This is a genomic window from Streptomyces sp. P5F9 (genome assembly GCF_057961495.1).
The window spans coordinates 1-12,876 of the sequence record NZ_JBXVPZ010000276.1 but is presented as its reverse complement, the minus strand read 5'-3'; the positions used below and the strand labels follow the sequence as shown (position 1 = coordinate 12,876).

Here is a 12,876-nt window from a genome sequence, read left to right as displayed (position 1 = left end):
CCCCACCCCAGGCCCGCGGCAACCCCTCGTCCGCACTCCCACCCCGACCGGTCAACCCCGCCGCCTCAGCAAAACGCGGCACAAGCGAGAACAACGCCTTGTCCCCGTACAGGGCAACCGCCAGCAGAACATCATCCGACGACACACCCTCCCGCCCGGCAGGCAACGGGAGTTGAACGCCCAGGGACTTCAACAGCACGCGCGCAGCGCGAGTACGCCGAGGCGGAAACCTGCGCAGCAACCCCGCCGCCACAAGATCCCCACGCAACTCACCGAGCGCCTCACTCACACCCCGCCGATCAAGCAACTCCCGCATACCCGCGGGCCGGTAGAGCGCGGAGTGCACAGCCTTCGTAAGACGAGGAAGCGCCCCCGCCGCCGCAGACACCCCCGACGTCCGCATCGTGCCGGGCCGCCCAGCCCGCACCTCACCCCGCAGATGCAAGGCAACCACCGCCACAGTCACGGCCGCACGAGAACCACCCCGCAGTAGCGCGACCTCGTGAGGCTGGAGCCGGATCGTCGGATCGCCGCTCATGACACCCCCTGATACGAGGCCCGCCGCCCCCGTGCCGGCGGGCCTCGTGCGACCAACGTGCCCGCGTTCAGGGGTGGTTGAAGCCTCGGCAGGGGGGTTCAGAGGTTTATTTGAGGTTCACTGATCGTGGTGCTCCGACAGGCCGGGCCAGTCCTCGGGCCCGCCGCCCTGCCAGTCGATCAGGTCGCTCTCCTCCACCTCGATCCGGTCCAGATCGGCAAGGCGCAGGATCTCGACGACATCGTCGAGGTGGGACGCGATACCGAGGGTCTCGTCACCGGTGGTGACCCGGCGGGAGCCGTCCAGCGCCGGGGGATGGACCACGATGTGCGGGTGTTCCGATGGGTGTGCCATGCCTTCAGGCTGCTGTGCCCACGGCGGATCCGCACCCGGAAACGCCGAAGAGCGCCGGATACGGGACTGTCCGTATCCGGCGCTCGTCGTGGTGGCCGTCCGACGGCGCGAGGCTGGGCGCGACAGGACGTTCGCGCCGCCGGACGGAGTCTGCGGTCTCAAAAGGGAAGCCCTGGGGGCCTCCGCCTCCGTAAAAGCCTTCGGCTGGGACCGCGGCGGTCGCGACGGGACCGGGTGCTTCTTCCCTCAGGTCGAGAAGCAGCCCCTGGAACCTTGACCACCGCACTGGCTCGCATTCCGCCGCGGTCCTGGCCCTGCCCGCGCGGTGCCGGTGACCACCCCTCATCCGGGTCGTCCGGCACGCACGGGCCGTCTGTTGAATCCTGCGGTCTTCGGTGCCCGGTTCAGTCCTCGCGCAGGGCGTGGACCGCCTCCTCCACGCGTCGGCCGTACTCGGGGTCGGCCGCGTGGAAATGGTCGAGGTTCTTCTCGATCACGTCGTCGCGGGAGACCTGGGCGAGGCCGCCGGCGATGTTCGCGACGAGTCGGGACCGCTCCTCCGGCGACATCAGGCGGTACAACTCGCCCGCCTGGTAGAAGTCGTCGTCCTTGGTGTGCTGCGGGGCCTCGTGCGTGCCCGTGTAGCCGGTGACCGAGAGAGGGGCGGACAGGGCGTGGCCGGTCTCGGTCGGGCCGTCGTAGGAGTTCGGCTCGTAGTTCTTCGCTGACCGGCCCTGGGAGTTGGACGCCATGAAGCCGTCCCGGCCGTAGTTCTGCGCCGTTGTCGCCTTCGGGGCGTTCACCGCGAGCAGGGTGTGGTTGACGCCCAGGCGGTAGCGGTGCGCGTCCGCGTAGGCGAACAGGCGGCCCTGGAGCATCTTGTCGGGCGAAGGGCCGATGCCCGGCACGAAGTTGTTCGGGGAGAACGCGGCCTGCTCGACCTCGGCGAACACGTTGTCCGGGTTGCGGTCCAGGACCAGGCGGCCCACGCGCTGGAGCGGGTAGTCCCGGTGCGGCCACACCTTCGTGAGGTCGAACGGGTTGAAGCGGTACTCCGCCGCGTCCGCCGCCGGCATGAGCTGGACGTGCAAGGTCCAGGACGGGTTCACGCCCCGCTCGATGGCCTGAAGCAGGTCCGTCTGATGGGAGTTGGGGTTCTTGCCCGCGAGCTCCGCCGCCTGGTCGGAAGACAGGCTGCGCACGCCCTGGTTCGTCTTGAAGTGGTACTTGACGAAGAAGGCCTCGCCCTCCGCGTTCGTCCACTGATAGGTGTGCGAGCCGTAGCCGTTCATGTGGCGGTACGACGCCGGGATGCCGCGGTCGCCCATCAGCCAGGTCACCTGGTGCGTGGCCTCGGGGCTGTGCGCCCAGAAGTCCCATACGTTGTCCGGCTCTTGACGGCCCGTGAAGGGGTCACGCTTCTGCGAGTGGATGAAGTCCGGGAATTTTATGGGGTCCTTGATGAAGAACACCGGGGTGTTGTTCCCGACGAGGTCGTAATTCCCCTGCTCCGTATAGAACTTGACCGCGAAGCCGCGCGGGTCGCGCACCGCGTCCGCGCCGCCGAGCGAGTCGGCGACCGTGGAGAAGCGCAGGAACACCTCGGTGCGCTTGCCGACCGTGTTCAGGAAGTCGGCGTGGGTGAAGCCGGTGACGTCGTCGGTGACCTCGAAGTAGCCGTAGGCGCCGGAGCCCCGGGCGTGCACCACACTCCCCCACTGCCTTAAGGGCGTGGGAGGGGCCCCCACCGGGATGCGCTCGCGGTTGAACCGGGCGAGCTTCTCCAGCAGATGCTGGTCCTGGAGGAGGAGCGGGCCGCCGATGCCGGCGGAGGCGGAGTTCTGGTTGTCGGCGACCGGGGCGCCGGACTCGGTCGTGAGCACGCGCTTCGACATGGGGAGCAATCCTCGACAAAGTGTTGAACTGGTGAGTGAGCATGGTTCCGGGCGGCGCCAACGCCTGGGCGCGACAGGACAGTTGTCAGCGACGGCGCCGCCCGGGGTCTGAGGGGTGTCAGAGCTGCGAGCCCGACAGGCGCTCCACGGCGCGCAGGAGCGCCGAGTGGTCGAGGCCGCCGTCGCCCTGGGCGCGCAGTGACGCGACCAGCTGGGCCACCACGGCGCCCACGGGCAGCGCGGCGCCGACGTTGCGGGCCGCGTCCGTGACGATGCCCATGTCCTTGTGGTGCAGGTCGATCCGGAAGCCCGGCTTGAAGTCGCGGTTGAGGAAGTTGTCCTTCTTCCGCGTCAGCACGGTGGAGCCCGCGAGCCCGCCGCCCAGGACGTCGAGTGCCGCCGCCAGGTCCACGCCCGACTTCTCCAGGAAGACCACGGCCTCCGCGCACGCCTGGATGTTCACGGCGACGATCAGCTGGTTGGCGGCCTTCACGGTTTGACCCGAACCGTGCGGACCGCACAGCACGATGGTCCGGCCGAGCGCGTCGAAGATCGGCTCGGCCTCCTCGAAGTCGGACTGTCCGCCGCCGACCATGATGGACAGCACGGCCTCGATCGCACCGGCCTCGCCGCCGGAGACGGGAGCGTCCAGGACCCGAACTCCCTTGTCCACGGCGGCCTTTGCCAGGTCCACCGAGGTCTGCGGGGTGATCGACGACATGTCGATCAGGAGGGTGCCGGCGCGGGCGTTCTCCAGGATGCCGTCCGGGCCGTAGGCGATGGCCTCGACCTGCGGGGACGCGGGCACCATGGTGATCACCACGTCGGCGTCCCGCACGGCCTCGGCGATGGAGCCGGCCGCGGTGCCGCCGGCGGCGGTCAGGCGGTCCAGCTTGTCCTGCTCCAGGGTGAATCCGGTGACGTCGTAGCCCGTCTTGATCAGGTTCTCGGACATGGGGGAGCCCATGATGCCGAGGCCTATCCAGGCGATCTTGGGGAGATTGCTCATGGGGTGCCTCTCTAACTGCTCAGCAAAGTCAGGGGAGTTCAGCGCGCTGCGCGCGGGAGCCAGTCGAAGGCCTCGGCGCTCGGGCGGTCGCCGGGCTTGTACTCCAGGCCCACCCAGCCGTCGTAGCCGCTCTTCCGCAGCTGGTCGAGGAGGTCTTCGAGCGGGAGTGTGCCGGTGCCGGGGGCGCCGCGGCCCGGGTTGTCCGCGATCTGCACATGGCCGGTCCTCGCCGTGAACTGCTCGATCACGGACGGGAGTTCCTCGCCGTTCATGGACAGGTGGTAGAGGTCCATGAGGAAGCGCGCGTTGCCGAGGCCGGACGCGGCGTTGACCTTGTCGACGACGTCCACGGCGGCAGGCGCGCTGACGAGCGGGTACAGCGGCGACTCGGGCTTGTTGAGGGCCTCGATCAGCAGGACCGCGCCGATCCGGTCGGCGGCGCGGGCCGCGAGGACCAGGTTCTCCAGCGCGAGCGCGTCCTGCTCGGCGGGGTCGACGCCGGCGACGCGGTTGCCGTAGAGCGCGTTGAGGGCCGTGGCGCCGAGCGAGTGGGCGAAGCCGGCGGCCACGTCGATGTTCGCGCGGAACCTCTCCGACTCCTCGCCGGGGATCGACAAGGCGCCTCGGTCCGGGCCCGGGAGCCGGCCGGCGTAGAAGTTCAGGCCGGTCAGCTGGACGCCCGCGTCCTCCAACGCCCGCTTGAGCGCGTCCAGTTGGGACTGCTCGGGGGTGGGGGAGTCGACCCAGGGCCACCACAGCTCGACCGCGGTGAAGCCGGCCGCGGCGGCCGCCGCGGGGCGCTCCAGGAGCGGGAGCTCGGTGAACAGGATCGACAGGTTGACGTTGAAGCGCTGGTCTTCGAATCCCATGGGGGCCGCGCTCCCTTCCGTGTCGAGAGTCAGTATCGTAATTCCGTATTACGGAAGTTCGTTTCTGCTTAATGGAAGATTGCCGTCGGGTGTCGGAGCTTGTCAAGAGGGCTCGGCGGAAAACGGCACCGCGCGTTAGGTTGTGCGCGTGCGATTGCGAGTGGAGTTCACGACAGAGCCCTTCGATCTCGACGAGGCACCCGCGCACGCGCTGGTGGCCCGGGAGGTCATCGAGGCTGCGGAGCTGGACGCCGTGGACGTCGGGCCGTTCGGCAACACGGCCGAGGGCGGTACCGACGCGGTGCTCACCGCCGTCGACGCGCTGCTGCGCCGGACCCTGGAGGCCGGTGCCACCCGGGTCTCGCTCCAGCTCAACGTGATCGGCGAGGGCGACCGGTGACCGGTATCGCGGACGAGCCGTTCATTACGGCCGTGAAGCCGCTGGTCGATGCCATGGGCGGCGAGATGCTCCCGCCCGACGAGGCCGGCCCCGACGACGTCGTGCTCGCCTGGGAGGGCGCCGACGTGGTCGCCGTACGCCTGCCGCAGCTCGCGGACTCGCTGGACCACATCCTGGCCGCCATGGAACGCAAGAAGGGCAAGCCCCTCGCGGACCTCGACCGCAAGGCCAAGCAGGAGGTCGTACGGATACTGGAGGCGCGGGGCGCCTTCTCGGTACGGCATGGCGTGGAGACCGTGGCGAGCGCCCTCGGGGTCAGCCGGTTCACCGTGTACAACTACCTGAACCGCGAGAAGGACGCCTGAAAGGCGCTTCGAGGGGGCTCCGGGGGCTTTGTTACCCGGAATTTTCAACAAAGTGTTGACGTGGTGTTTCGCAAGGCGTTAGCTACTGGGCAGCCCGTTCAGCACAAGGCCACGGAGGCCCCGTGACTTCGACTTCCATGCCGCCGGGGCTCGTCCGGTTCAACGTCCTGGAGGAGCACGCGGCGTTCGCCGCGCTCCTCGACGCGTGTGCCTCCACGGCGTGGGCGCGGCGGCTGCTCGCCGCCCGTCCGTACGCCGGCCCCGAGGACCTGTACGCCGCGAGCGACTCCGCGATGGCGGCGCTGACCGCCGACGACCTGGCCGAGGCGATGGCCGGTCACCCGCCGATCGGCCGGCCCAAGCCCGGCGACCCCACCTCCGCCCGCGAGCAGCGCGGCATGGCGGGCGCCTCCGAGGACCTCAGGGCGGAGATGCTCGACCTCAACCTGGCGTATCAGGAGAAGTTCGGCCATGTCTTCCTGATCTGCGCCACCGGCCGCACCGGCGAGCAGATGCGCGACGCGGTCAGGGAACGGATCGGCAACTCGCCGGAGCGGGAACGCGAGATCGTCCGCACCGAGTTGGGCAAGATCAACCGCATCCGGCTCGCCCGCATCGTCGAAGAGGAAGCCCGCGCATGAGCACCAACACCACCGCCTCGGTGTCCACGCACATCCTGGACACGAGCGTCGGCCGCCCCGCCGAGGGTGTCGCAGTCCAACTGGCCGTCCGTAGCGGCATGTTGGGGGAATGGCAGCCGCTCGGTGGCTCCGCCACCGACGCGGACGGGCGGTGCAAGGACCTGCCCGCGCTGCCGGAGGGCACCACACACGTACGGCTCGACTTCGCCGTGGAGCCGTATTTCGAAAAGAAGCAAGCCGATGCGCAGCAGGACGCCCCCGCGAATCGGGACAGCGGTGCGACCGGAGTGTTCTTTCCCGAGGTGGCGATCACCTTCGCCGTGAAGCCCGGCGAGCACTACCACGTACCGCTGCTGCTCAACCCGTTCGGCTACTCCGTATACCGAGGGAGCTAGCAGACATGCCCACGATTCTTGGACAGAACCAGTACGGCAAGGCCGAGAACCGAGTCGTCAAGATCACGCGGGACGGCGCCACCCATCACATCAAGGACCTCAACGTCTCCGTGTCGCTGAGCGGCGACATGGACGAGGTCCACTACTCCGGCTCGAACGCCAACGTGCTGCCGACCGACACCACCAAGAACACGGTGTACGCGTTCGCCAAGGAGCACGGCATCGAGTCCGCCGAGCAGTTCGGCATCCATCTCGCCCGGCACTTCGTGACCTCGCAGGAGCCGATCAAGACCGCGCGCATCCGCATCGAGGAGTACTCCTGGGAGCGGATCGACACCTCCGACGCCAACTCCCAGTTCATCGGCGCCGACGAGGTCAAGCACTCCTTCGTCCGCAAGGGCCAGGAGACCCGGGTCACCCAGATCACCTACGACGGTGAGAACTGGGAGGTCATATCCGGGCTCAAGGACCTCGTGGTGATGAACTCGACCAACTCCGAGTTCTGGGGCTACGTCAAGGACAAGTACACGACCCTCCCCGAGGCCTACGACCGCATCCTGGCCACCCAGGTCTCCGCCCGCTGGCGCTTCAACTGGTCCGACGACGAGCAGAAGATGCCGAGTTGGGAGAAGTCCTACGAGCAGGTGAGGAAGCACATGCTCCAGGCCTTCGCGGAGACGTACTCGCTGTCGCTCCAGCAGACCCTGTACCAAATGGGTTCGCGGATCATCAACAACCGCAGCGAGATAGACGAGGTGCGGTTCTCCCTCCCCAACAAGCACCATTTCCTTGTGGACTTGGAGCCGTTCGGGCTGAAGAACGAGAACGAGGTGTACTTCGCCGCCGATCGTCCTTACGGGCTGATCGAGGCGACGGTCCTGCGGGACGGCTGCGAGCCGAAGATCCCGGTGGATCTCACCAACCTCTGAGCAACTCCCGCTCCACCGGCTCCTTTTGCGGCACCCGTGGCCCGCCCGTCCCGTGCGGGCCGCGGTACTCAAATCCCCGGGTCCTGCCGTGCCCATTCCATACAGCGAATAGGACGAACCATGGCAGCAGTTCAGCGCATCGTCATCGAGAACTGTTCGATCGCGACGGTGGACGCCCACGACACCGAGTACGGACACGGGTACGTGGTCGTCGCCGGCAACCGCATCGAGTCCCTCGGCGCGGGCCGGGCGCCCGAGGGCCTGGAGAACGTCGTACGCCGTATCGACGCGTCGGGCCACCTGGTGACCCCCGGTCTGGTCAACACCCACCACCACTTCTACCAGTGGATCACCCGGGGTCTGGCGACCGACCACAACCTCTTCAACTGGCTCGTCGCGCTGTACCCGACCTGGGCGCGCATCGACGAGCCGATGGTCCGCGCCGCCGCGCAGGGTTCCCTCGCGATGCTGGCCCGCGGCGGGGTGACCACCGCGCTGGACCACCACTACGTCTTCCCCAAGGGCTCCGGCGACCTCTCCGGCGCGATCATCGGCGCCGCCCGCGAGATGGGTGTCCGCTTCACGCTGGCCCGCGGCTCCATGGACCGCAGCGAGAAGGACGGCGGCCTGCCCCCGGACTTCGCCGTCGAGACCCTGGAGGGTGCCCTCGCCGCGACCGAGGCGACGGTACGGGAGCACCACGACGCCTCCTTCGACGCGATGACCCAGGTTGCCGTCGCGCCGTGCTCGCCGTTCTCCGTCTCCACCGAACTCATGCGTGAGGGCGCCGAGTTGGGCCGTCGGCTCGGCGTGCGGCTGCACACGCACGGCTCGGAGACGGTCGAGGAGGAGCAGTTCTGCAAGGAGCTGTTCGGCATGGGTCCGACCGACTACTTCGAGTCAACCGGCTGGCTCGGCGAGGACGTGTGGATGGCGCACTGCGTCCACATGAACGACTCCGACATCGCCGCCTTCGCCCGGACGAAGACCGGTGTCGCCCACTGTCCCTCGTCCAACGCCCGCCTTGCGGCCGGGATCGCGCGCGTCCCCGACATGCTCGCCGCCGGCGTCCCGGTCGGCCTCGGCGTCGACGGCACCGCGTCCAACGAGTCCGGCGAACTCCACACCGAGCTGCGCAACGCCCTCCTCATCAACCGCCTCGGCGCCCACCGCGAAGCGGCCCTCAACGCCCGTCAGGCGCTGCGCCTCGGAACGTACGGCGGCGCCCAAGTCCTGGGCCGCGCAAGCGAGATCGGCTCCCTGGAGCCGGGCAAGCTCGCCGACCTCGTGCTGTGGAACCTGGACACCCTCGCCCACGCCTCGATCGCCGACCCGGTGACCGCGCTGGTCTTCGGCGCGGCGGCACCGGTGACCGCGTCGTTCGTGAACGGCCGTCAGATCGTCGAGGACAACCGGCTGTTGCACGTCGACGAGGACGCGATCGCCCGCTCCACGCGGGAAGAGGCCCAGCGCCTGGCGCGGATCGCCGCGCAGGGCTGACCACGCTCAGTGTGAATCGCCGTACGGCGTCGCTGAGTTGAAGATCTCCGGTTGAGGGGGACGGCCCTCGACCGGTGGCCGTGGCCGGGGCGTACATGGACATGTGCGCCCCGGAACGGCCTTACCCGCCCTGTGTACTGGGTTCCGTCCCGGTCCCGCACGACCGCGCACCACCTCCTGAAACCCACGTCAGAGCCGACGTGTTACCCGCCCGGAGGAGCCGCCGTGACCATCCACCCCGTCGACGAGAAACTTCCCGCACTCAAGATGGCCACCACGGGCCTGCAACACGTGGCAGCCATGTACGCGGGAGTCGTCGCCCCGCCGCTGATCGTCGGCGCGGCCGTCGGCCTCTCCGGCGCCGAACTCACCTTCCTCACCGGTGCCTGCCTCTTCACCGCGGGCCTCGCGACCTTCCTGCAGACCCTCGGCATCTGGAAGATCGGCGCCCGGCTGCCCTTCGTCAACGGCGTCACCTTCGCCGGAGTCGCCCCGATGACCGCGATCGTGGCCTCCACCAAGGACAAGTCGGACGCGCTGCCCGTCATCTTCGGCGCGGTGATCGTCGCCGGCCTCCTCGGCTTCCTCGCCGCCCCCTTCTTCAGCAAGGCGGTGCGCTTCTTCCCGCCGGTCGTCACCGGCACCGTCATCACGCTGATAGGCGTGTCCCTGCTGCCCGTCGCCTTCGGCTGGGCGCAGGGGCCCGACCCCTCGGCGCACGACTACGGTTCGCGGACGTACCTGGGCCTCGCCGCCGCGACGCTCGTCGTCGTCCTGGTGCTCCGCCGTTTCACCCGCGGCTTCGTCAAGCAAATAGCCGTCCTGCTCGGTCTGTTGATCGGCACGCTCCTCGCGATCCCCTTCGGGGCAACGGACTTCAGCCCGGTCGCGGACGCCGACGTGATCGGGTTCCCGAGCCCGTTCCACTTCGGCGCACCGCAGTTCCAGGTCGCCGCGATCATCTCGATGTGCGTGGTGATGGTGGTCTCGATGACCGAGTCCACCGCGGACATGCTGGCGTTGGGCGAGATCGTCGACCGCCCCGCGGACGAACGGACCATCGCCGCCGGCCTGCGCGCCGACACCCTCGGCTCGGCCCTCAGCCCCCTCTTCAACGGCTTCATGTGCAGCGCCTTCGCCCAGAACATCGGCCTGGTCGCCATGACCCGCATCCGCAGCCGGTACGTCGTCGCGACCGGCGGCGGCTTCCTGGTGCTGATGGGCCTGTGCCCGATGGCCGCGTCGCTCATCGCCGTCGTACCGCGCCCGGTCCTGGGCGGAGCGGGCGTCGTCCTGTTCGGCTCGGTCGCCGCGAGCGGCATCCAGACCCTCGTCAAGGCGGGCCTGGAGCGGGACGACAACATCCTCATCGTGGCCGTCTCGCTGGCCGTCGGCATCGTCCCGATCACGGCGCCGGACTTCTACCACGCCTTCCCGCAGACCGTGCGGATCGTCCTCGACTCGGGCATCTCCACGGGCTGCGTCGCCGCGGTGGTGCTGAACCTGGTCTTCCACCACCTCGGCCGGGCCCGCGAACAGGCCAGGGGTACGACCGGAGCCGTACCCGTCGCCCGTCAGCCGGTCTCGTAACTGTCCCCGTACACCTGCCACTTGAGCGGCGTGTCCAGGTCGAGGTCGCCCTTCTTCAGGAACACCCGCTGGGCCGTCTCGACCCGGGTCACGTCGCTGTGCGCCTCCTCCTGAGTGGCCGCGTGCTTGCGGGCCCGGGTGCGGATGCCGCCGAAGCAGAGGGGGGCCGTGCCCGGGCCGTGCATGACCATCGCGTCGTAGTAGACGAACTGCCCGAGCGTGCCCACCCCGTCCTTCTTGGCGCGCGCCGCCGCCGGGTCGAGGTAGCCGCGGTCCCGCTCGTCGCGCTGCGCCTTGCGGAACGCGGCGGACGTGTGTGCGGCCTTCCGCCAGGCGGAGGGGAAGCCGGGGCCAACCCGCTGTGCGGGGCAGCGCCGTTGACGACCGCAGCGCGGGCAGACAGCCGGCGAGGACATTGCCCGGGCCGCGCTCCGTGTACAGCTCGACGAGCGCCGGCATGTCGCCGGTACCGGAGCAGAAACCGATGATCCCGCCGGTGTAGCCGCGCCCGTCGCCGATGTCCTCGATGAATTGGCGTACCGCGTCTTCATGTCGAGACACCCGGAGTGCCCTGACCGCATCCGCATTCAGACGCGCCGCACCGACTGGCAGGGCATCGCCGCCGGGAGCCGTCCCGTGAAGTACGACCGGGGCGGGACACCCATCAGGGCGCGGAAGTCGGAGGTCATGTGGGACTGGTCGTAGTAGCCGGTGACGGCGGCGAGTTGGGCCCAGGAGAGCTCGGCCGCGTGGGCCAGTACGGCGCGGACGCGGTTGATGCGGGCGTAGTGCTTGGGGGAGAGACCGACCCCCTCGGCGAACAGGTTCCTCAACTGCCGCTCGCTGACGGCGAGTTCACGGGCCACGTCGGGCACCGGGCCGGGCAGGTGACCGGTGCGGATCGACATCGCGTCGACGCCGGCTCGCACGAGTTCGGTGCGGGAGGAGTCCGTGACGGCGGTGAGCCGCGCGGGGAGCACCTCCGCGAGCCGAGCCACCGTCCGCTCCGGGTCGGCGTCCAACCAGCGCAGCTCCTCGGAGAGTTGGCGTGCCTTCCGGCCGGGCACGTCGCCCAGGAACACGGCCCGGCCGACGAGGTCGACCGCCGGAACTCCCAGCAGCGGCAGCGTGGTGCCCGGCGCCAGTCGCACCTCCACGCAGGACACCAGCGGCTTGCCCGCGTGGTAGGTGGCCCGGACGCGCGGCCCGACGACAAGGACGCTGCGCCGGCCGTTCCCCTCGACCCGCACGACCACCTTCGTGTCCGCGTCCGGGAGATGCACGAACGGTTCCTGCGGCACGGTGTCGAGCCGCAGGGCACCGACCCGCGCGATCCAGGGGCGCAGTTCGTCGGGCAGGGGCACGGCCCGCTGCGACAGGGCGTTCGTCACCCCTCCACGGTAAGCGCGTCACCGGTCCGAACACGGCCCGCGAACGTGCCGGAATCTCCTAGAACCAGGGCCGCCTCCCCGCCCACTGTGGTGGCCATGATCCTCGTTACGGGTGCCACGGGCACCATCGGCAGTGAAGTCGTACGACAGCTCGCGGCGCGCGGTGAGAAGGTGCGCGCCCTGACCCGGGACCCGGCAAAGGCCCCATTCCCGGAGGGAGTTGAGACGGCGCGGGGCCACCACGCCGACCGGGCCTCGGTGGAGGCGGCGATGACCGGTGCCGAAGCCGCCTTCCTGGTAGGGGTGTTCGGCCCGGACGACTCCGCGCACGACCGGGGTCTCGTCGAGGCGGCACGGTCGGCGGGCGTACGCCGCATCGTGAAACTCTCCGGAATCGGCGCGGGCGACCCCGCCATCGGGCCGGTCGGCACCTGGCACGTACCCGGTGAACAGGCCGTGCGGGACAGTGAGTTGGAGTGGACGATCCTGCGTCCCTCGGCCTTCGCCTCGAACACGCTCGGCTGGGCCGCGTCCGTGCGGGCGGGCAGCCCGGTACCGAACACGAGCGGCGACGGCGGCCAGGGGGTCGTCGATCCGCGCGATGTGTCCGAAGTGGCGGTCGCCGCGCTGCTCGACCCGGGCCACTCGGGGCGGACGTACACGCTGACCGGCCCCGAGGTACTCAGCGTCCCGGACCAGGCCGCCGTCCTCGCCGGGATTCTCGGGCGCCCCGTCGAGGTACGCGACCTGTCCTCGGCCGAGGCGCGGGAGTATCTGCTCGGGCTGGGCTTCAGCGACACGTTCATCGACGCCTCCGAGATCAGCAGGGAGTTCGTCCGGGAGGGCGGCAACGAGGTCGTGACCGGTGACGTACGGGAGGTCCTGGGCCGGCCGGCGCGGACCTACCGGGAGTGGGTCCAGGACCACCGGGCGGCGTTCGGGGAAGGGTGATCCGGGCGGAGGTGCGGAGCGGAGGCGTGCGCCCGGATCAGAGTGGGGG

13 protein-coding genes and 3 pseudogenes are annotated in these 12,876 nt (G+C 69.6%); 8 read left to right on the top strand and 8 right to left on the bottom strand.

Annotated elements, in window-relative coordinates; translation table 11 throughout:
• From AC31A1_RS33455 to AC31A1_RS33430, 6 genes and pseudogenes are all read right to left on the bottom strand, one after another.
• Nucleotides 1-199, bottom strand: a pseudogene (locus AC31A1_RS33455) (TIGR04222 domain-containing membrane protein); the annotation flags it as partial.
• Between the two features lie 54 nt (nt 200-253).
• Nucleotides 254-538: pseudogene (locus AC31A1_RS33450) on the bottom strand (TIGR04222 domain-containing membrane protein); the annotation flags it as partial.
• Nucleotides 539-655: 117 nt separating this feature from the next.
• Nucleotides 656-892 carry a hypothetical protein gene (locus AC31A1_RS33445; protein ID WP_365307205.1) on the bottom strand — a complete coding sequence of 79 codons (237 nt, stop codon included), beginning with the start codon at nt 890-892 and terminating at the stop codon, nt 656-658.
• Between the two features lie 404 nt (nt 893-1,296).
• Nucleotides 1,297-2,787 (bottom strand): catalase, encoded by a 1,491-nt coding sequence (locus AC31A1_RS33440; RefSeq protein WP_489656913.1) that lies wholly within the window; start codon nt 2,785-2,787, stop codon nt 1,297-1,299.
• Nucleotides 2,788-2,905: 118 nt separating this feature from the next.
• Nucleotides 2,906-3,796 carry a 2-hydroxy-3-oxopropionate reductase gene (locus AC31A1_RS33435; protein WP_489656912.1) on the bottom strand — a complete coding sequence of 297 codons (891 nt, stop codon included), beginning with the start codon at nt 3,794-3,796 and terminating at the stop codon, nt 2,906-2,908.
• A 38-nt stretch (nt 3,797-3,834) separates the two neighbouring features.
• On the bottom strand, nt 3,835-4,665 hold the full coding sequence (locus AC31A1_RS33430; protein ID WP_489656911.1) for a TIM barrel protein: 831 nt from the start codon (nt 4,663-4,665) through the stop codon (nt 3,835-3,837).
• Nucleotides 4,666-4,813: 148 nt separating this feature from the next.
• On the opposite strand from AC31A1_RS33430, the gene AC31A1_RS33425 reads away from it, so the two are divergent.
• The 7 genes from AC31A1_RS33425 to AC31A1_RS33395 all read left to right on the top strand — a co-directional run bounded on the left by AC31A1_RS33425 (nt 4,814) and on the right by AC31A1_RS33395 (nt 10,485).
• Nucleotides 4,814-5,065: a YkoF family thiamine-binding protein gene (locus tag AC31A1_RS33425; RefSeq protein ID WP_033279483.1), complete on the top strand. Its 252-nt coding sequence runs from the start codon at nt 4,814-4,816 to the stop codon at nt 5,063-5,065.
• Nucleotides 5,062-5,430, top strand: a complete 369-nt coding sequence (locus tag AC31A1_RS33420) for a helix-turn-helix domain-containing protein (protein WP_327400307.1) — start codon at nt 5,062-5,064, stop codon at nt 5,428-5,430. The genes AC31A1_RS33425 and AC31A1_RS33420 overlap by 4 nt, the downstream gene beginning before the upstream one ends.
• A 122-nt stretch (nt 5,431-5,552) precedes the next feature.
• The gene (uraD, locus tag AC31A1_RS33415) at nt 5,553-6,071 is read left to right on the top strand and encodes a 2-oxo-4-hydroxy-4-carboxy-5-ureidoimidazoline decarboxylase (RefSeq protein ID WP_489656910.1); all 519 of its coding nucleotides are present in this window, start codon (nt 5,553-5,555) and stop codon (nt 6,069-6,071) included.
• The gene (gene uraH, locus AC31A1_RS33410; RefSeq protein ID WP_489656909.1) at nt 6,068-6,466 is read left to right on the top strand and encodes a hydroxyisourate hydrolase; all 399 of its coding nucleotides are present in this window, start codon (nt 6,068-6,070) and stop codon (nt 6,464-6,466) included. Before uraD ends, uraH begins: the two co-directional genes overlap by 4 nt.
• Nucleotides 6,467-6,471: 5 nt before the next feature.
• On the top strand, nt 6,472-7,395 hold the full coding sequence (gene pucL / locus AC31A1_RS33405) for a factor-independent urate hydroxylase (RefSeq protein WP_489656908.1): 924 nt from the start codon (nt 6,472-6,474) through the stop codon (nt 7,393-7,395).
• A gap of 120 nt (nt 7,396-7,515) precedes the next feature.
• Nucleotides 7,516-8,895, top strand: coding sequence for an 8-oxoguanine deaminase (locus tag AC31A1_RS33400; protein ID WP_489656907.1), 1,380 nt, complete (start codon nt 7,516-7,518; stop codon nt 8,893-8,895).
• Between the two features lie 225 nt (nt 8,896-9,120).
• Complete coding sequence (locus AC31A1_RS33395; RefSeq protein ID WP_489656906.1) at nt 9,121-10,485, top strand: nucleobase:cation symporter-2 family protein; 1,365 nt, start codon at nt 9,121-9,123, stop codon at nt 10,483-10,485.
• Here AC31A1_RS33395 and AC31A1_RS33390 read toward each other — a convergent pair.
• Nucleotides 10,470-11,060: pseudogene (locus AC31A1_RS33390) on the bottom strand (chitosanase); the annotation flags it as partial. The gene AC31A1_RS33395 and the pseudogene AC31A1_RS33390 sit on opposite strands and share 16 nt — an antisense overlap.
• A gap of 12 nt (nt 11,061-11,072) precedes the next feature.
• A complete protein-coding gene (locus tag AC31A1_RS33385) occupies nt 11,073-11,876 on the bottom strand; it encodes an AraC family transcriptional regulator (RefSeq protein WP_489656905.1) in 804 nt (267 codons plus the stop codon).
• A gap of 96 nt (nt 11,877-11,972) precedes the next feature.
• Between AC31A1_RS33385 and AC31A1_RS33380 the strand changes: the two genes are divergently transcribed.
• On the top strand, nt 11,973-12,827 hold the full coding sequence (locus AC31A1_RS33380; RefSeq protein WP_489656904.1) for an NAD(P)H-binding protein: 855 nt from the start codon (nt 11,973-11,975) through the stop codon (nt 12,825-12,827).
• The last annotated feature ends 49 nt before the right edge of the window (nt 12,828-12,876 follow it).